An 18,187-nucleotide genomic window follows, 5' to 3' on the forward strand; every position below is an offset into this window, starting at 1 on the left:
TCTACGCGTAGGGGTCGTCGTCTTCGTTGACGAAGCCCCACATGTTCTCGTCCTCGACCAGGTCGACGTCGGGTTCGCGTTCCTTGTCGTCCATGTTCATGCCCCGCCCGGCGCCGGCTCCCGCGCCGCCGCCGCTCATCATCGAGGTCGAAGTGCGGGGGCCGGCAGCGGCTGCGGCCGCGCCGCCTGCCGTCGCGCCGAGAGCGCCGCCGAGACTGCCGCCCATCGAAGGGGTGGAACCCGAAGTGGCCGTGGAGGGTACGGAGCCGTAACCGCCTCCGCCGAAGCCGCCGCCCGCACCGGCGGTGGTGCTCGGGCCGCCGCTCGCGAGGCCGCCGCTGGGGTCCTCTTCGTCGTCCGGGACGGGTTGTTCGGGGGGCGTCTCGGGCGGTGCCTCGCCGGCGGGCGGGTCGAGGGAGGGGTCCTCGCTGGCCATGGGCTGGGCGGTGCCGGATGGCTGCTCCATCGGCGGGGGCTCGAGGTTCATGTACGCGGGGTCGGCGGCGGCCGGGTACTCCTTGTCGCTGCGCACAGTGCGCACGGAGCGGTCCTCGGCGTCGGTGTCGGTGCTGCGCTGACTGATGTCCTCATTGGACTCTGCTTGGCGGGCGTCGTAGGCGCCCCAGCTCTGGTCGACGAGGGTCCCGTAGTGCTCCATGGCGTCCGCGACCGCGAGCTCCTTGGCCTCCTCGACGGTGAGGCCCTTCGAGGGGTCGAGGCCGTCGCGCTCGATGTTGACGGGGCTGGCGTAGTAGTCGATGTAGTGGAGGATCCGCTCGTCGATGTAGTCGATGATCTCGGTGGCGAGCTCGGGTTCGGCCCCGCCGAGGGCGAGCACGTGCTCGGCGTCCTGGCAGGTGTACTCGATGCAGTCGCCGTGCCACCAGGCGGGCCGGACGTGCACGGACACCCAGCTGTGCCAGTCGCCGTCGATCCAGAACTGCGGTGCGGGGTACGGGATCTCGCCGGAGTTCCCGCCTTGGATCGAGTAGATCACCTCCTCTGTGGACTGGAGGTTTGCGACCGTGGAGTCGATGTCGTCGAGAAGCGCGTCCACGAGTTCGCGCGTCTGCGTGCACGCGGCCTCGAACGCCTCGAAGTCGGTGCCCGACCAGCCTTCCGCGAGCTCGTTCAGGTTCGACTTGATCTGCTCGGACCAGCTGGAGAGCCGCCCGGCCACGCTGTCGGTCCAGGCGTTGCGCAGCCGCTCGAGCGAGTGCGCGTCCGCGTGCTCGGGCCGCACGGCGGCGACGGCGGCGCGGAAGTCGGTCTCGGTCGGGAACGCCATCCCGGCTTCCTTGGGGCGCAGGCGGTACAACTGGCCTTCGACCGGCACGGCCGAGACGAGCTGCTGCCAGTCGAGTTCGGCCGGGTGCTCGGTCGGGTTGCCGCAGTTGGCGTTCGAGCAGGCCGGTCGGGCGCTCTCGACCGGCGGCGGGACGATCCCGGTGTCGCCCGGGGGCGGCGGGGCAGCGGGTGCGGTGCCGCCCACGGGCACGTCCCCGAACGCGGGGGCGCTCATGGCCGGGGCGGCGGGGTCGAGTCCCTGGTAGGACTCGATCGAGTTGTCGCTCATCGATTCGCACCTCGCGACGTCAGGGGTGACCGGTTGGATTCACGGTAGCAACAGGACGCCATCGATGGGAACCGCCGGAACCGGCGCGTTCACCGCTCACGCGGAATGTCGTCCTTGGTCTCCCAGTACCGCCCGGTGACGGTCCGGCGCAGCCCGCCGCGCACGTCGGCCTTCGGGGCGGCAGGCGCCTCGCGATCGGGCGCGGGCCCGAACCGGTCGATGCGGCAGTGCCACAGGTGCAGCACGGGACGCAGCGGATCGGGCACCGCCGTCACCGTGACGGCCAGGTCGATCCGCGCGGCCTCACCCGCCGCGACGTTGACCGTGGCGACGGCGGTGTGCGGCGGGTGCGCCTCGCCCTCGACCGGCAGGGGCGGCGCGGGCGTGCGCACCTCGAGCCGGTGCGTCCCGGGCGGCACCTCCCACCACATGCGGGTCCAGAACGCCCCCAAGGGAACCCCGTCGAGCAGTACTTCGGGCGGCGGCGCGGCGTACCGGTGCCGGATCGGCACGATCTCGCCGACCGCGTCAAGGGCCTTGCGCTGCGGGCCGTTGATGTGCCGTTGTCCCTCAGGGAGTTGCAGCGCCAGTTCGTCCGAGGCGAGGTCGGCCTTGAGAAAGCGCGCGTCCAGGAGCACGCCCGCCGCGCCTGGCTCCAGCGCGGGCAGGTCGCCGTCCGCGTCGAGCACGACCGGCGCGGTCCGGCCTGGGCGCGTGAACGCCCGCGAGTCCAGAGGCGCCTCGGGCTCCGACCGGTTGAACCGGAAGTACGTCCACGCGATCCTGATCCCCCAGAACGCCAAGGCGCTCACCCAGATCGCGGTCGACACGCTCATGTACACGCCTACAGGCGCCCCGAAGTAGGCCAGGATCGCCATGGACATCCCGGCGATGAGGATCGAGGCCAGGAAGAGCGCGAAACTCAAGCGCTCCTTGGCGTTCGCCGGTAGGTATTGGAAGTAGTTCAGCCTCCCGCGCGGCCCGATCGCATGCCCCGTGAGGTCCCGCAGGCGGTACGGCAGTTCGTCGCCGCCGTACTCCCGGTGGCTCTCACCGAGCATCCCGACATAGTCGATCTTCGTCGTGCCCCCCGCCTCGACATCGACCGCGCGCCAGGTCCGCGAATGCTGGGTCTGCACCTCGACGAGGTGCCGCCCGGCCGAGAGCGGCACACGGATGCGCCCCCAACCGGTCGCGTTCGGTTTCCCGTCGACGAGGACCACCGGCACGAGACTCGACCGCAGGAACGCTTCGCTCGCAACGGGATCACCCGACTGCTCGCGGTCCAGCACCCGCTGCAGCCGCTGCGCCGGGCTGCCGAGCACCCGGCCGCCGCACCAACCGACCCGGAGGTCCAGCACTCCGCTGCCGGCGACCGGCCCGCGTTCGCCGATCGGAGTGATCTCCCAACCTTTCCGCGGCGCCCGGAAGACCGGACTTCCCGTCGCGATCATGACCAGTCCAAGTCTTCGGGGTTCGTCATCGAATCGGGAGCGTCGTCCTCCCAGAGCCAGTTCAGCGCCGAGTCCGGGATCCCCCCGAGCGGTCCGCCGCCTTCGAATCCGCCCACCACCCCTTCGTCTTCACCCTTGTACAGCGGGAACACCGCCCCGACCGCTTGCACTGCATGGCGGCCCCATTCCTTCCAGCTGTCCATCGGCCCGAGCGCGTGCCGCCCTCCGGCGGTCATCGTGGCCGCGTTGAGGCCGTAGACGAGCAGGCCCTCGATCATGTTGGTGAGGCCCGCCCCCGCGATGTCGAGCGGCGAGACCGGGTTCCCCTGGGACTTCTGGAAGGCGAACGTGAAGACGGTCATCGCGCCGGTGATCGCGGCGCACCCGGTGGAGATCGAGATGAGCGTGGCCTCGAAGCTCTTCGCGGTCGCGAGCAGCGCGGCGGCCGTGACGTTGGCGCTGGCCATGATCGCCGGCGCCCCGATCGAGCTCACGACGCCGGCGAGCGCGGCCGCGTAGGCGCCGAAGTACACGACCATGATCGCCGTTGCGGCCGTGAGGAAGAGCCAGAACACGGTGAGCATCACGGCGAACGCGAGGAGCTGCGCCCCAACGAGGTAGGCGTTCACGGCGAGCTGGGTGAGCTGGGCTTTGACGTCCCCCGAGGCGGCTTTGAAGGCTTCGGCGTCGTCGCCCGACCAGTTGCCGTCGTTGACCTTGTCGACCTCGGCCTGCAGCGCTTCGACCGCTTCGAGGTTCTTCTCGGCCAAGGCGATCCACGCCCCGGCGCCCTTCATGATGTCCCCGGGGTTGCACTGGTTGAGGTAGACGACGGTGGCCAGCGCCTGCGTGGAGAGCCCGAAGGCGATGGCGGGCGCGGCGATGCCTATGGCGCAGCTCTTGATGACGGCGTTGTACTCGCCGGCCATCGCCTCCCCGGCCTCTATGATGCTCTGCCCCGTGGACATGCTCGACCGCTCCTATCCGTTCGCGCCGAACGCGGTGGCGCAGGCTTCGTCGGTGTCGTCCATATCCTGCGCGCACGCGTCAAGTGCGGCGTTGACCTCGCGGAAGCATTCGGCCGCGCCGGCCATGGACTCGGTGACGGTGGAGGTGGCGATGGAGTAGGCGGCGGCCATGGGGAGGGTGACCGTGGTGTAGAGCCCGCGGTCGATCTCGCTCATGACCTGCAGGTACTGGTCGGTGCTCTCCAGGATCGGGACCACCTTGGCCTCGATGTCGGCGCCGAGCTGACGGACGAATTCGCTGTCGAACACGCGGGTCATCGGGGGTCTGCCTTTCTCTGGATGCTGTCGCTGAGCCGCTGGATGCCGCTAGCCATGTCGTTCGCGGTGCGGGACGCCCGGTCGGCGGCGGCCGGGGCCTGCTCGGTCCGCTCCGCGAGGTCGGCGGGGAGCGCGGTGCGGGCGCGCTGCTCGGCGGCGCGGCGCAGTTCGTCGCGGGCGCGGGCGATGAGGTCGGTGAGGGCCTGGCCGAGGCCGTCGAGGCCGCGCTGGCGGGCGGCGGGGGCGATGAGGACGCCGGCGACGGCGCGTTCGGCGCTGGAGGTGACGGTGAGGTCGCCTTCGTCGCTGTGGACGGTGACGTCGAGCTGTTCGCGGTCGGGTTTGGCGCGGGCGGTCTGGGCGGCGCGCATGGTCTTGAGGACGCCGTCGAGGTGCCCGGCGAGGGCGCGGTCGTGCTCGGGGTCGCGGCTGAGGGTGCCGCCGGGGGCGTCGATGCCGAGGCGGCCGCGCATCATGGCGGCGAAGGCCTCGTACCCGCCGCTGGCGGCGGCCTGCTGGAGTTCACCGATCGCCTTGATGCCGTTGGCGACCGCGGCGTCGGCCTCGGCTCCGGGGCGGGGCAGTCGGGCCGCGAGTTCGGTGACGAGGCGGGCGACGGTGCTCGGGGGCTGGCGGAATCCGGCGGCCGTCACCTCGACGACGATCTTGTCACCGTCGAGGCGCAGCGTCACATATTCATCGATGTCGGTGAAAGTCTGGCCGGGTTCGGTCACAGCGGCGGCTCACTTCGGTGGACGTCACCAAGACAATACCGAACAAACTCGTGTTGAGCGCACCGCTGCGCGAGCGGTAGGAGCGGCCGTTCGGGCAGCTCACCGCCGGGTTCGGCGTCGTCTCAACGGGGCGTAGTGGACGGCGGCGATCGCCCCGGCGGCCGTCGCGCGGGCGTCCGAGGCGTCGCGGACGGCGCGCGACCGGGCTTGGCGCGGCCGAATACGGGCGGCTCCTCGGAGTGCGGGATGACGCCCCGGAGGGAGCGCCGCTCAGCGCTCGGCTTCGGCCTCGGTCCTGCCGTTCTCGCCGTTCTCCAAGGGCCACACCGTGGCTTCCACCGAACCGACGAGTTCGAGGGGGCCGACGAGCGAGGCGGTGCGGGCGACGGTGAAGTCGTCGAGGGCGAGGAGGCTGATGCCGCCGCGGCTCTGGGCGACGGCGGCGTAGTAGGCGCCGGTGCCGCGGTCCTGGAAGACCCAGCCGGGCCGGGTGTCGGTCGGGATCGTGGGCACCTTCGAGCGCGGAATGCTTCCGGTGGCTGCGGTGTCCGGGGCGTACGGCGAGCGCGGTTCGGGTGCGGTCGGGTAGTCCTGCGGCTCGGGTTCCATGGGGGTCTCCGTGTAGTCCGGCATCTGGTAGCGGGTCGGGTCGCCCGACACCGGGATCGGCGGCGGGTTCACCGGCTGGTCGGGCACGTTGATGAGCGTGCGCATCTCGACGTTCCCCGCAACGTAGCTCACCAACCACAATCCGAGCGCGAGGGCGGCGAGGTCGACACCGACGGCGAGGAGGACGCGGAGGTTGGCGTTGAGACCGGTGCCGAACTGCGCCAAGGAGAACAGGCCCGCGGCGAGGGCGAAGACGATGAGGCCGGCGAGCGCGCCGGCCATGACGGCGGGGCGGCCGAGGCGCGGGACGGGGGCGGAGGGCCACTTCTCGGAGGCGCGGACGCCGCCGAGGGCGGCGGCGGAGAGGGCGGCGACGGCGAGACCGGCGACGGCGAAGGCGATCGCGGCGGCGGTCAGCCGCCCGGCGATGTCGTCGATGTAGTCCAAGATGGTCTCCGCGAGGTCGGTGCTCGGCCTGGTGGCCGGCGGTGTGGGCTGGATTCGGTTGTGCTGGTCGGTGCCGCGTCGTCGGGCTCTATTGTGCGGTGCCGTGGCGCTTCCGAGCGTAGGACACCGGCCTCCCCGAGTTTAGTGTCGGATTGCCGACACGGAGTGATCGCGGTCATCGGATTGCCTTTGGCCCCTGAATCCGATTCACTGTCTTCTGGCAGCGCTTGCAGTAGCTCATCGGCAGGACGACGGTGCGTTCTGTCAGCGCAGCGGCATATGATGAGGGCAGACCCCGCAATGGGTTGGGAGACAAGAAACATGAGTGAAATTTGCGTTACGTGAGACAGCAGTGACTCCTGTGACGGAAGGATGGGACTGACGATGATGAGAGAGACACTCTGGACGGTGGCCGCGCACGCCCAGGCCGGCGCCGAGATCAACACGCAGGGGATCATCGGGTTCTTCCTGTCGAAGATCGCCCCGATCCTCTTGGCCATCCTGGGACTCATCTTCATTGCGCGCTCCAACAAGGGCGAGGTCAGCCGCGTGCTCACCTCCTCCACGATCGCGATCATCGGCATCGCCTTCATCGCCGGAGCCGTGGTCCTGGTGGCCGTCGGCAGCGGTCTGGTCGACGTCCTCTTCAGCTCCGAGGACTAGCAGCCCCCACACAGCCCCCGAAGTAAGGCCGGACGGAGGACGCCCATGCGCTTGCGCACCGACGACGACATCTACCGTGCCCGCCTGCTGTACCTCGGCCCTCCCGGCTACACGCTTCCCGTCCACCTCCCTTACGGGCAGTACGGTGCCTTCGCGGCGCTCTTGGGACTGTTCATGTTCCTGCGCTGGGCCTTCACCGGCGACGTGGACCTCTTTCCCGCCATCGAGATCTCCCTCGCCCTCGTCGCCACCTCGCTGATCTTCCGCTACGTCGACGCCGACCGCCCCGCCACCACGGTCGTCCGCACGCTGCTCACCGACTGGAAGCACACGCGCGAGACCGGTGCCGAGAAGCGGATACCGGCGTTCACGACCCGTTCGATCCGTCTGCGGCCCACACTCGTTGAGCCCGTCCGAATTGAGGAGCGTCTATGAGCGGCGAGGATCGCCGACAGCCCGTCGCCAAGTTCTCCGCCCCCCGGCCGCCCGCACCCGTGCGGGAGCGGCAGTCCGGCGACCTCGGCGACGACGCCACGGCGCTGGCGGATGCGGTATTTCGGGCGGAGCCCGTCAAGAAGCAGAGCAAGGCGGAGCCGGCCAAGGCGCATCACGCGGCGAGCCCGCCCGCGCAGAGCCCGACGCAGCCGAGCCCCGCCGCGACGCCCTCGCCGGTCGACCCGATGCGCTCCGCCACCCCGTCGGACTCCGTCCGCTCCACTGCCCCGTCGGACTCCGTCCGCTCCGCCTCCCCGTCGGACGCCGTCCGACACGCTTCCCCACCTGCGTCGACGACTCCGCCCGCGAGCGGTCGTCCACAGGCTTATCCCCAGGGTTATCCACAGAATCCGGGGAGTTATCCACAGGGGTATGCACAGCGTTACCCACAGGCTCCGACCAGCGGAAATCCACAGGGTTATCCACAGCACAACGGAAGTTATCCACAGCAGAGTCAGAGTTATCCACAGGCTGTTGACCAGCGGCGCGGGAATGTTTCCACAGGTCGTACAGGAGCTGAACAAAAAGGTGCACAACGGGTGCCCGGCCAGGCGCTCGTGCCGGTCAAGCAGGCCCGCGCCGAGGCCGCGCAGCTCCAGACCACCGACCTCAAGCCGACCCGCGTCAAGCCGCTGCCCCGCGACAAGGAGAAGCAGCCGCTCCGCGAGCTGAGCCTCACCGAGATCGCCGGGCACGCGACGTTCACGCCCGCCTCGGTCACCGCCTGGTACAAGCTGCCCGGCGTCCGCTGGTCCTTCCGGCCCGACCTCGAGCGCGAGGCGCTCATCGTTGCGATCGCCGAGCAGTTCGCCGGCCTCGCGGGCATGCGCGTGCACCTGCGCCGCACCACCCGGCCGTTCCCGGCCGACCAGTGGGCCCGCACCGTCGACCAGCACACCGCCCGCCCGCTGCGCACCGTCCCGGGCGGCACCAGCTGGGCCGACCACCTCGTGGCCGCCCAGCGCCACCTGCAGCAGCTCTCGCACGCCGAGGGCGAGACGTTCCTCGGCATCACCTTCAGCCGCCGCGGCGCCTTCGACCAGCTGGGCGAGAAGGTCGGCCGCATGTTCGGCCGCGGCACCAAGCTCTCCGAGCGCGAGAAGATCGAGAAGCGCAGCCTCCAGTTCGACGAGGTCCTCGGCTCGTTCGGCGTGCGCGCCCGCCGTGCCACCACGGCCGAGCTCGAATGGCTCGTCTACCGCTCGGTCGCGCTCGGCATGTCCCCGCCGCGTCTGCTCTCGGGCTCGAACGACGAGTGGGAGTCCGGCGACGTCCTGGCCCTCACCGAGTCGATCGAGCGCTACCGGAGTCCGTACGGCTCGACGGTGAAGCTCGTCAACCGCCTCACCGGCGAGGAGAAGCACACCGCGGTCCTCACCGTCGGCCGCATGGAGGAGCTCGAGATCCCCCAGCGCCACGAGCCGTGGCTGCACTTCCACGAGCGCTGCCCATGGCCCGTGGAGATCTCCAGCCGCGTCGACATCCTCGGCCCCGGCGAGGCCTTCCGCGACCTCGACCACCGCCTCCGCCTCATCCGCTCCCAGCAGCGCGACTACGACGAGCACGCGATGGACGCCCCGCCGGAGCTCCAGCGCCTCGCTGAGCGCGCCCTCGGCGTCGGCGACGAGATGACCACCGGCCTGCCGATCGACGCCGCGCGCGCCCACGGCTGGCACCGCATCGCCGTCACCGCGGACACGAAGGAAGAGTGCCTGGAGCGCGCCCGCACGCTGATGCAGATGTACCAGCGGGACATGCGCATCAGCCTCCAGCACCCCAAGAACCAGGACTGGCTGGCCCGCGAGTTCATCCCGGGCGAGCCGGTCGCGCAGACCGGGTACGTGCGGCGCATGCCGGTCAAGCTCCTCGCCGCGGCCCTCCCGCAGGCGGCGTCCACAGTGGGTGACCAGCGGGGCGACCTCATCGGCCGCACCGCCGGCACCTGCCGCCGCCCCGTCTTCCTCGACATGCACTTCGCCACCGAGGTGCGCGAGAAGTCGGGCCTGAGCGTCTTCGTCGCCGAACCCGGCGGCGGTAAATCGACGCTCATGGGCGCGATCGGCTACCTCGCGGCCCGCCGCGGCGTCCAGGTCACGCTCCTCGACCCGTCCGGCCCGCTCGCGCGGCTGTGCGAGATGCCCGAGCTCAAGCCGTACTCGCGGGTCCTCAACCTCACCGGATCGGAGTACGGGACCCTCGCGCCGTACGCGCTCATCCCGTCCCCGAAGCGGGAGCACTACGAGGACTCCCCCGACGGCCAGCGCGAGTACGACATCGCGGTCTCCAACGCCCGCAGCGAAAGGCGCATGCTCGTGCAGGACATCTGCGCGATGCTCCTGCCGCCGCAGATCCAGCGCGAGGCGAGCACGGCCCGCCTCCTGCGCCACGCGGCCCGCCACGTCCCGGCCGAGGAAGACTCGACCATCGAGGACATCGTCGAATCCCTGCAGGACGCCGAGGACCACGTCACCGGCGACGGCGCCGAACTCGCCGCGCTCCTGCTCGACACCGCCGAGATGCCGCTCGCGAAGCTGTTCTTCGGCAGCCCCGACAAGGGCGTGCTCGAGGACGACACCGCGCTCACGGTCATCACCATGTCCGGCCTGCGCCTGCCCGACCTCGGCATCGAGCGCGAGTACTGGAGCGCCGAAGAGGCCCTGGCCCTGCCGATGCTCCACACCGCGCACCGCCTGGCCGTACGCCGTGCGTACGGCGGGGACATGCATCGCCGCAAGCTCGTCGGCCTCGACGAGGCGCACTTCATGGAGGGCTGGAAGTCCGGCCGCTCGTTCCTGGTCCGCCTGGCCCGCGACTCCCGTAAGTGGAACCTCGCGGCGCTGGTGGCGAGCCAGAACCCGAAGGACATCCTCGGGCTCGACGTGCAGAACCTGGTATCCACGGTCTTCGTCGGCCGCATCGCCGAGGACCGCGAGGTGGCCGAGGAGGCGCTGAAGCTCCTGCGCGTGCCCACGGGCGTCGGCTACGAGAGCGTCCTCGCCTCGCTCTCCGAAGTGGACGCGGCGGAGACGCAGAAGCTCCCCTACCGCGAGTTCGTCATGCGCGACGTCGACGGTCGCGTGCAACGCATCCGGGCCGACTTCAGTTGGGTCCGCAACCTGCTCGAGTACCTGAACACCACGCCCGGGGAGACGAAGTGACCGACCCCTCCGCGCACGACCTCGCCCCTCCCTCAACCGCACACCGACGACCAGGCCTCGCAAAACGCGCGGCCGGACGCCTCGGCCGGGTACTGCTGGCCTTGGCCGCTGCGGCCGGAGCCCTGATCTTCACGCCGGGTATGGCTGGGGCGCAAGGTAATGCGGAGGGGTGCACGGACTACGAGTGGCACACCGCGTGGTCCCAATGCGTTGAGGACCTGCCTACAGGCCAAGAACTTCCATGCGAGGCCGCACCCCAACCGGCCTCGCCCGACTCCGGGATGGCGGGCTGGTTCGCCGACCCGAGCAATCTCGACAAGAGCGAGGGCATCGGCACCTACAGCCGTTACGGCTACGCCGGTTATCAACTCCCCATGTACGGCTCGCAAGAGGCGTCCATCGGCGGCGGCTGCATTGACTCAGTCTCCATCCCGAACGGCGCCGACACGGCGAACGCCTTGGCGAACATGGAGTTCAACCTGTCCGTCGCCACGGTCGGCGCGGCGAACTCGATGCGCCAGGCGGCGTGGGAGCCCGACAACATGTGGGGCTGGTCCAACGACTTCATGGAGCAGGGCACCGAGGTCCTGTACCGCCAGATCTTCACCGTCTTCGGTGCGGTCACCGTGGGCCTCATCGGTCTCTACCTACTCTGGCGCTCAAGGCAAGCCGACATGAACAACGCGGTCACGACCGTGGCCTGGGCCGTCCTCATCCTGGTGCTCGTCACCGCCGTGGTGCGATGGCCCGTCAAGGCCGCCGAATACACCGACCAGGCGTTGACCATCGGCATGAATCTCAGCACTGTGCTCATCAACGACGACCAGGTCGAGGGCTGCATCCGCGAAGACGGGATGACGCAGGACCGCTATGACGAGCTCAAAGAGCTCAACGGCGAGGACTTCTGCATCGACACCCGCAACGCCTCGGTGGTCGCCTCGGACACCGTTGCCGGACAGGTGCTCTACCAGAACTGGCTGCGTACCATGCTCGGCCAGAGCGAAGAGGTCACCTTCCAGGAGCGCGACGGCGAGGTCGTCGAAGACGCCGAGGGCAATCCAGTCGTCACCGAGTCCAACGCCGCCTACAAGTACGGTCCCGCTCTTTTTGCCGCTCAGGCCTTCTCCTGGCGTGAAGACGAGGAGGCAGGAGACTCGCCGACCGTTCGGAATCGGCTAATCGAGGAGAAGCAGGAACTCTGGCGGAACCTGGTCGCCCAGATCCAGACCGAGGACCCCGAGGCTTACGCGAACATCAGCGGCCAGCGGGCCTGGGAACGCACGGGCACCGGATTCCTCGCCTTGCTGACGGCGATCTTCTTCTCGCTCTTCGACCTCACGGCCTCGATCCTCATCATCCTGGGCTTCATGATCGTGCGTTTTGCGATCGTGGCCCTACCGATCATCGGCACCATAGCGCTCCTAAGACCAGCGGGTGGGCCATTCAAACGCCTGGTCAACACGGTCCTCGGCGCGATCATCAACGTCGCGATCTTCTCGCTGGCGGCGGTGATCTACATCTGGGCTTCGAGTCGGATCCTGGGCACGACGATGCCCGTCTGGCTCCAAGTCGTCCTCATTGGACTCCTTGGCGTCGCCGCCTGGCTGCTGTTGAGACCTGGCAGACGCATCGCCGGCCTCGTCGCCGGCGGCGGCGTAGCGGACTCCCTGCTCGGCAGGCGCACCGGCGAGGCCGAGCGCGAGGCCGAACGCGAGCGTGATCGCGAACGGATTTCTCGCCGCCGCGACGACGTGCGACCCGAAGAGGTCCCTGACACCGTGCGCACCCCGCGCAGCGGCGCTGACACCCTGCCGGAGCAGAAGACGGGAGCCGACCAACCGGCCGGCGCCGGCGGCCCCGCCGGAGCATCCGGCGGTGGCGGCGGCTCCGGCGGTGGAGAGGTCTACCGGCCTTCGAGAAAAGAGTGACCGATGAACCGAGCCCTCCGGATCATCTTCTCCCGTTACGGGATCGTCGTCATCATCCTGGTCCTGGTGCTCGGCGTGATTGCGTTGGCATCGCAACGCCAGCAGACGCCGCTGGACGGAGGCACCTCCAACGGGAACTCGACCGACGACTCGAGCTCCGAGGCCTTCACCGAAGACGACGGCCTCGCGACCGAAGACTGCGTCGGCGACGACTGCTACCCCGATGTCGAACTGCCGCAAGAGGCCGTGGACCGATCGGTCGAGTTCGCCGAGGCGTGGCTCAACCCGAACGGGTACAGCCCCGACGCCTGGTACGACACGATCGTCCCCTTCCTCACGGACGAACAAGCTGAGCTCATGCAGGGTGTCGACCCGATCTCGGTGCCCGCCAAGGAGATCACCGGCGAAGCAACTCCCGAAGGCGCGAAGGTCGCGATCCCGATGGACACGGGCACGCTGACGCTCACCATGAACGAGGGCTCCAACAACTCGACCGAGCTCGACTGGCTCGTCTCGGCGATCGATTGGGAGCAGTCATGAGCACCATCGGCGATGACGAACTGACGGCCAAGGAACGCTACGAAGACCCCGAAGCCCCGAAGATCCCCAAGAAGCTCCGCCCATGGATGTGGATCCTGACCGTGGTCAGCGTGTGCTGCCTCGGCGCGGTGGTCTCGATCGTGCAGCTGCTCTCCGACCAGTCGAACGGCGAGGACGGCACCGTGACCCTCGCGGGGTGCGGGACGAATTCCACGGTCGACCCGAACGCCGAGTTCCCGGCGATCGAGCCGTACAGCTCCGAGCAGATCAAGAACGCGGCGATCATCATCTCGGTCGGCCAAGACCTCGAGATTCCTGCCCGGGGCTGGATCATCGCGGTTGCCACCGCAATGCAGGAATCCCGGCTGACGAACCTGGGCCACCTGGGCGACCAGAACGACCACGACTCCCTCGGGCTCTTCCAGCAGCGACCCTCATCCGGTTGGGGTACACCGGAACAGGTCACGGACCCTGTTTACGCATCGACGAAGTTTTACAACAAACTCGTCACCATCGACAACTGGGAGACGCTGCCCCTCACCGTTGCGGCCCAACGGGTCCAGATCTCCGCGTTCCCCGACGCGTACGCCAAGCATGAGCCGAAGGCCACGGAAATCGTCAACACCTTGACCGGTGGAGGCGGCCGTGTGGCGGCCGTCGACACCCAGCTGGGTACTTGCACGCAGCCGGGCGAACTGTCCGCTTCGGGTTGGATGATTCCCGCTGAGGGACCGATCAACTCGGGATTCAGGACGCCTGAGCGTCCGACCCACAACGGCGTCGACATCGGCGCTCCGCGCGGAGCAACGATCGTCGCCGCCGCCGCGGGGACCGTGATCACCTCGGAGTGCAATGCGAGCCTCTACGGAGCGCCCTACTCCTGCAACCAGGACGGTTCTCCGGAAGTGGCCGGCTGCGGCTGGTACGTCAACATCGTCCACGCCGGTGACTATCTCACCCGCTACTGCCACATGGGCTCCGCGCCGCTGGTGAAGGAGGGCGACGTGGTCCAGGCCGGTCAGATCCTCGGCTATGTCGGCTCTTCGGGCCGATCGAGCGGCCCCCACCTGCACTTCGAGACGCACTTGAACGCCGACCGAAGCCCGGCGGGAGCCGTGGACCCGATCGATTTCATGAACCAGATGGGCGCCCCACTCGAATAGCAGAACCTGTAGGTTCCGGCTAGTCCTGTCCATTTCCGGTGATCGTGTCCATCAAGCGGTCGGCGGAGCGGCTGCGACCCGGGCCGAAGTGCAGTTGCCGGAATTCGCATCAGTGAGGCCCGCCATGGTTCAGGTGTTCCTCTGCCAGCCCGTCCTGCTATAACCGGCGGGTGGATGGAAAGCACTCATGGCACCTGCGAGCACCTCTGACGATCGTCCTGCTGATCTGGATCGGAGTCGCCTGGATCGCGGTCCTCCTGATCGGACTGGCGATTTGGGGAGCGTTCGGACAGCCACCTTTGGATGGACCACTCTCGGGACGGGAACGGTTCCTGCTGATCACTACCCCGGTCGCCCTTGCGACCGCGACCGTTGTAATGATCCGAGTCGTGATCACCGCGCGAGATCACGAACTCTCGAAGATCAACCAAGCCGAGACACAGCGGCACAATGTCGAGCAGCGAATCACCGACCTTCACATCCGGGCGGCAGGACTTCTCGAATCAGACAAGGCCCATATCCGGGTCACCGCGCTGCACGATCTCGAGCGCCTCGCTCAGGCAAACCCACATCTGCGACAAAGCGTCGTCGACGAGTTCTGCTTTTATCTCAAACAGCCGTACGAGCCACCCGCCCGCGAACCACAATCCCCTCACCGACCTCCTGCCGAAGCATCTGAACCAGCGAACCTTCAACCCAGCTTCCGGCGGAGGCGGAAGACCTCAGGTCTGATGCTGCTCTTGATGACCACTGCCGTTGACTACCTCAACGAACGCTCCGCCCCGTCAACCACCCCCGTTCGAGAGCAGCACGAAGACGACGATAGCGACGACAAGAAAGCCGACAGCGCGAGCGAACGCCGGGTTCGACTCCACGCCCAGACCATCCTCGCACGTCATCTGCGGCCCAACGACCCCGAGAACTTTTGGACCGACATCGATCTGAACCTGTCCGAAGCAGCACTCGAGAACATCAATCTCTCCGACTGCGAGGTCCGCAACATCGATTTGTCCTACGCGACTCTCTACGGGGAATTCAACCTCCAGCGCATCCACATCCGCGGGCGAGCCTTCGTTCTGCTAGCGCACTTCCACCGTCACGGTTCGATCCTGTTCCAGGACGCTATCTTCGACGGACCGATGAGCTTCAACGCGGCCGAGCTTAATGGTTTGGCAGTCGACTCCTTCGAGGGCGCGAAGGCCCGCGCCCGTGCCCGCCTCCCACAAGGCCAGCGACACCTACTTCCGCGCGGTCTCCGGCTGGAAGCGGTTCCCGAGGGCGCGGAGTACGCGCGGCTTATACGGTGATAACGCTCGGTGCCGGTCTAGCCTCCACACACCCATAGGAAATGGACATGACTTACCAGAACCTACATGGACAAACCCGCCGGAGGATCCCACGTCACCACAGGTCACTGAACCTGCCGAAAACAGATCTCCTCGGACCTACAGAACCTGCCGCGCGGGGCCGCAACGGTGAGTACTGATCGGGGGCTATCCGGCCGGGCTAGGCCAGATGCCCTTTCTGCCAAGATTTTCGAAGCCTCATAATGAAAAGGTCGGCGCACTGCCCCACCGCGGTGCGCCGACCTGCCTCTAATTCCCCTCCCAAGCTTCGCAGTCGCGGATGATCGATCTCCAGACCGACACGGCTTCGCTGATGATTTTCTCTGCGTGCTTGTCCGCCCACTCGACTTCCATTGGGGCGCAGACCCGCAGGCCGGGCATGTCGGTGTCGAGCCGGATCACCGAGCCGAGCGCTTCGGTCTGCATCTCCCAGGCCCGGGCCATCGTTACGCGAAAACGCGCTTGGGAAGGGATGGCGGCGAAGTAGAGTCGGCGTCCGCCGATCACGGCGGCGAAGTGCAGGCCGTCGAGTTCGTCTTCTGATGGATCGGACCGCGGCCGGTCGCAGTCGTCAGGGAGCACGAAGTTCACAGCGCCACCGCCTCTCGGAAGGCTTGACGCTCATCGAAATGTCGCTCCCAAGTGCCGCGGAAGGGACCGATGGAATTGGTCCGGTGCGACCCTTGCAAAGGCGCGCCGCTGAGCCGAGGGCGGCGCGACGAAGTCTCGGCCGTTTCGCGGAGGACCTGAAGTTGCACGGTCGGACTTTCGACAGGTGGACGCATAGCCGAGTCGATGCCGAGCACGCGGAAGATGAAGGCGCGCAGGGTCACCCAGAACTGCGTCCATCGGTCCGCGAAGGTGGTCGTCGCGATCAGATGGGCGTTGTGCAGTTCTTGCGACCCGGCCAGGAAGCGCGTCCAAGCCTCCTCGCGGAGCTTGCCGAAGTCGTAACGATCCTCGTTGCCGTCCTCCCAGAACCGCCGCCAGGGCCGCTCCGGGGGTCCGGGCGGCTCGTTGCCGCCAGGCCCGGGTGACGGCCACCGCTCCTCGGCCCCTTCGGAGGTGGGACCGGGTGACGGTCGAGTGGCCCGCTCGGATCGGGGCCGGTTCGGCTCGATGTCGCGTGGAGGGTCCGGCAGTTCGCTCCGGCGGTGGCGGCCGGTTCGGTTGTCGGGACGCCAGTCCGGCGAGCCGAAAGGACCGAGATCGAGCGGATCGTGTGGGCGGTCCCGATCGATGATCCACGTGTCGCCGGGCCGGTGCCGCAATTGCGGCGGTTCGTAGCGCGGGGATCGGGGGTCCGATTCGGGGAGCGTCGGGTCGGAGGAATCGGGGTCGTAACGGTGCGCGCCGGGAGCGTACGGGTCGACTACAGCGGCGTAAACCACCTGTTCAAGGTAGGCGGGAACGCCCGGTCGACGCTTCTGACTCGCCCCGGAATGGCTGTTTGCGGGCAGCCCGAAATCGAGTATGGTCGTAGTTGCCAAGGGAGCTTGCTCCTCTGGTGTTAGGGGCCGCCCGGTGGTCCAGGCTCGCCAAAGTTAGGAGCCACCGGGCGGCAGTGTTTCACTGCCATATTCAGTTGGATAGCTCGCCTCGCACAAGCGGATGAAACCAGAAGTGCGTCCGAGGCGCGCTGACCAAATGGTGAGCGAACATCGCCCGATTGTCAACCGCCACTTACGGCGTGTCGCGGAGTCTCAAATGGAGCTTTCCTGCGAGATATTCAGATCAATCCATCTCCACCCGACAACGAAGCAACGCAGTCTCCTTGCACCCCAACGGTGAAGGCGAACGACTCCTGATTGAGCCCGCCTGAAAGAGAGATCTCGACTTCGAAGTTCGTGATAGACGTCTCTGAGGACTCCGCGGGGTTGACTCCGTTGAGGAACGCGGTGGTCTCGCCGTTGGTCGCGGCCCACTCAGTAATCCCCGCATCGACGTCCTGAGGAGTAACGCCTGCATAGGAAGAGCATTGGAAGGCAACCGCAGAGTTGGGGTCTCGAGCAACGACGATCGCACGCATGAAGTCGGTAGCGAGCTCCTTCGGGTCGACGGCTTCCCCGGTGCCTTCGTCGGAACTCGGCTCCTCCTCGCTCACCTGGACAGCGTTCGAGACACAGTACGCGCCGCCGCTCTCCTGAACGGTGACAACGAAATCTTCGCTGCGTTGATTGCCTTGGTAGATATAGAAAACCGTGCTCGGGATCGAGATACCATCAGAGGTGGTAACCGGATCGCCGATATCTAGGTCAATGTCGGTAATGCCGCCAAGGCTGTCGGAGTAGGACTCGCGGATCGAATCGAGATCCGACGGTTTCAGCACCGGAGAGGCATCATCGCAGAGCACAGCATCGGCTCGATCCAGATCTTCGTTTGATCCGTATCGCAGGTAGCTCCAGACTGCGCCGTTGGCATCTGTCGCGTCCTCGTCGCGTGGGTCTTGGTTCTCGGGATTACCGCTCGCTGCGAACCCAGGTGCAACCCACGCTCCAAGCGCCAATGCCGCAGCCCATGCCGCGGCCATGACGCCGACCCGCCCCCACTTCCTTGGGGGGTCGGCGAACTCGTTGTTCTCGTTCTCGTCCACCGCGACGACGCGGTACTGCCTGCCGTCGGCCCCCTGCACCGCAGGCGCGCGTTTAACACGCCGGGAACCACGAGCGGTACGAACGACACGCCGGAACAACCTACCCATCCCAACACCCTATTGGACCGGCCCCACGAACCTCAACCAGAAGCGTCCGACTCCCGCCACGTCTTTCCCTCAACTTCGCTGGAAGCG

Annotated in this window: 16 protein-coding genes; 7 read left to right on the forward strand and 9 right to left on the reverse strand. The window is 67.8% G+C overall.

The window, feature by feature from the left end:
• Position 1 precedes the first annotated feature (1 nt).
• From O2L01_RS04570 to O2L01_RS04595, 6 genes are all read right to left on the reverse strand, one after another.
• Positions 2–1,576 (reverse strand): hypothetical protein, encoded by a 1,575-nt coding sequence (locus O2L01_RS04570; protein WP_270120677.1) that lies wholly within the window; start codon positions 1,574–1,576, stop codon positions 2–4.
• Positions 1,577–1,665: 89 nt separating this feature from the next.
• Positions 1,666–3,030: a hypothetical protein gene (locus O2L01_RS04575; RefSeq protein WP_270120678.1), complete on the reverse strand. Its 1,365-nt coding sequence runs from the start codon at positions 3,028–3,030 to the stop codon at positions 1,666–1,668.
• Positions 3,027–3,998, reverse strand: a complete 972-nt coding sequence (locus O2L01_RS04580; protein WP_270120679.1) for a hypothetical protein — start codon at positions 3,996–3,998, stop codon at positions 3,027–3,029. Before O2L01_RS04580 ends, O2L01_RS04575 begins: the two co-directional genes overlap by 4 nt.
• Positions 3,999–4,010: 12 nt before the next feature.
• Positions 4,011–4,316: a hypothetical protein gene (locus O2L01_RS04585; protein WP_270120680.1), complete on the reverse strand. Its 306-nt coding sequence runs from the start codon at positions 4,314–4,316 to the stop codon at positions 4,011–4,013.
• Positions 4,313–5,050 carry a hypothetical protein gene (locus O2L01_RS04590; RefSeq protein ID WP_270120681.1) on the reverse strand — a complete coding sequence of 246 codons (738 nt, stop codon included), beginning with the start codon at positions 5,048–5,050 and terminating at the stop codon, positions 4,313–4,315. Before O2L01_RS04590 ends, O2L01_RS04585 begins: the two co-directional genes overlap by 4 nt.
• 270 nt (positions 5,051–5,320) lie before the next feature.
• Complete coding sequence (locus tag O2L01_RS04595) at positions 5,321–6,106, reverse strand: hypothetical protein (RefSeq protein WP_270120682.1); 786 nt, start codon at positions 6,104–6,106, stop codon at positions 5,321–5,323.
• Between the two features lie 384 nt (positions 6,107–6,490).
• Here O2L01_RS04595 and O2L01_RS04600 point away from each other — a divergent pair, with 384 nt between their 5' ends.
• From O2L01_RS04600 to O2L01_RS04630, 7 genes are all read left to right on the forward strand, one after another.
• The gene (locus O2L01_RS04600; protein ID WP_270111720.1) at positions 6,491–6,769 is read left to right on the forward strand and encodes a hypothetical protein; all 279 of its coding nucleotides are present in this window, start codon (positions 6,491–6,493) and stop codon (positions 6,767–6,769) included.
• 45 nt (positions 6,770–6,814) lie between these two features.
• Entirely contained in the window at positions 6,815–7,204 is a 390-nt protein-coding gene (locus O2L01_RS04605; protein ID WP_270120683.1) for a hypothetical protein, read from the forward strand.
• 245 nt (positions 7,205–7,449) lie between these two features.
• On the forward strand, positions 7,450–10,422 hold the full coding sequence (locus O2L01_RS04610; protein ID WP_344469313.1) for an ATP-binding protein: 2,973 nt from the start codon (positions 7,450–7,452) through the stop codon (positions 10,420–10,422).
• Positions 10,423–10,703: 281 nt separating this feature from the next.
• Entirely contained in the window at positions 10,704–12,350 is a 1,647-nt protein-coding gene (locus O2L01_RS04615) for a hypothetical protein (RefSeq protein ID WP_270120685.1), read from the forward strand.
• A gap of 3 nt (positions 12,351–12,353) precedes the next feature.
• Positions 12,354–12,890, forward strand: a complete 537-nt coding sequence (locus tag O2L01_RS04620) for a hypothetical protein (protein WP_270120686.1) — start codon at positions 12,354–12,356, stop codon at positions 12,888–12,890.
• Positions 12,887–14,053: a M23 family metallopeptidase gene (locus tag O2L01_RS04625; RefSeq protein WP_270120687.1), complete on the forward strand. Its 1,167-nt coding sequence runs from the start codon at positions 12,887–12,889 to the stop codon at positions 14,051–14,053. Before O2L01_RS04620 ends, O2L01_RS04625 begins: the two co-directional genes overlap by 4 nt.
• 170 nt (positions 14,054–14,223) lie before the next feature.
• A complete protein-coding gene (locus O2L01_RS04630; RefSeq protein WP_270120688.1) occupies positions 14,224–15,360 on the forward strand; it encodes a hypothetical protein in 1,137 nt (378 codons plus the stop codon).
• A gap of 288 nt (positions 15,361–15,648) precedes the next feature.
• Here O2L01_RS04630 and O2L01_RS04635 read toward each other — a convergent pair whose 3' ends face one another.
• The 3 genes from O2L01_RS04635 to O2L01_RS04645 form a co-directional block, all read right to left on the reverse strand.
• Complete coding sequence (locus tag O2L01_RS04635; RefSeq protein ID WP_270120689.1) at positions 15,649–15,990, reverse strand: hypothetical protein; 342 nt, start codon at positions 15,988–15,990, stop codon at positions 15,649–15,651.
• Positions 15,987–16,889: a hypothetical protein gene (locus O2L01_RS04640; RefSeq protein ID WP_270120690.1), complete on the reverse strand. Its 903-nt coding sequence runs from the start codon at positions 16,887–16,889 to the stop codon at positions 15,987–15,989. The genes O2L01_RS04635 and O2L01_RS04640 overlap by 4 nt, the downstream gene beginning before the upstream one ends.
• A 239-nt stretch (positions 16,890–17,128) precedes the next feature.
• Positions 17,129–17,992, reverse strand: a complete 864-nt coding sequence (locus tag O2L01_RS04645; protein WP_270120691.1) for a hypothetical protein — start codon at positions 17,990–17,992, stop codon at positions 17,129–17,131.
• Positions 17,993–18,187: the final 195 nt, after the last annotated feature.

The organism is Glycomyces lechevalierae (assembly GCF_027622945.1).
In the GTDB taxonomy this organism is placed as follows: Bacteria; Actinomycetota; Actinomycetes; order Mycobacteriales; family Micromonosporaceae; genus Glycomyces; species Glycomyces rutgersensis.

What these genes read in the sequence shown, in the direction of transcription:
- O2L01_RS04570 (WP_270120677.1), bottom strand. Translation starts at nt 1,576, where the DNA reads ATGAGCGACAACTCGATCGAGTCCTACCAGGGACTCGACCCCGCCGCC.
- O2L01_RS04575 (WP_270120678.1), bottom strand. Translation starts at nt 3,030, where the DNA reads ATGATCGCGACGGGAAGTCCGGTCTTCCGGGCGCCGCGGAAAGGTTGG.
- O2L01_RS04580 (WP_270120679.1), bottom strand. Translation starts at nt 3,998, where the DNA reads ATGTCCACGGGGCAGAGCATCATAGAGGCCGGGGAGGCGATGGCCGGC.
- O2L01_RS04585 (WP_270120680.1), bottom strand. Translation starts at nt 4,316, where the DNA reads ATGACCCGCGTGTTCGACAGCGAATTCGTCCGTCAGCTCGGCGCCGAC.
- O2L01_RS04600 (WP_270111720.1), top strand. Translation starts at nt 6,491, where the DNA reads ATGATGAGAGAGACACTCTGGACGGTGGCCGCGCACGCCCAGGCCGGC.
- O2L01_RS04605 (WP_270120683.1), top strand. Translation starts at nt 6,815, where the DNA reads ATGCGCTTGCGCACCGACGACGACATCTACCGTGCCCGCCTGCTGTAC.
- O2L01_RS04610 (WP_344469313.1), top strand. Translation starts at nt 7,450, where the DNA reads ATGCGCTCCGCCACCCCGTCGGACTCCGTCCGCTCCACTGCCCCGTCG.
- O2L01_RS04615 (WP_270120685.1), top strand. Translation starts at nt 10,704, where the DNA reads ATGGCGGGCTGGTTCGCCGACCCGAGCAATCTCGACAAGAGCGAGGGC.
- O2L01_RS04620 (WP_270120686.1), top strand. Translation starts at nt 12,354, where the DNA reads ATGAACCGAGCCCTCCGGATCATCTTCTCCCGTTACGGGATCGTCGTC.
- O2L01_RS04625 (WP_270120687.1), top strand. Translation starts at nt 12,887, where the DNA reads ATGAGCACCATCGGCGATGACGAACTGACGGCCAAGGAACGCTACGAA.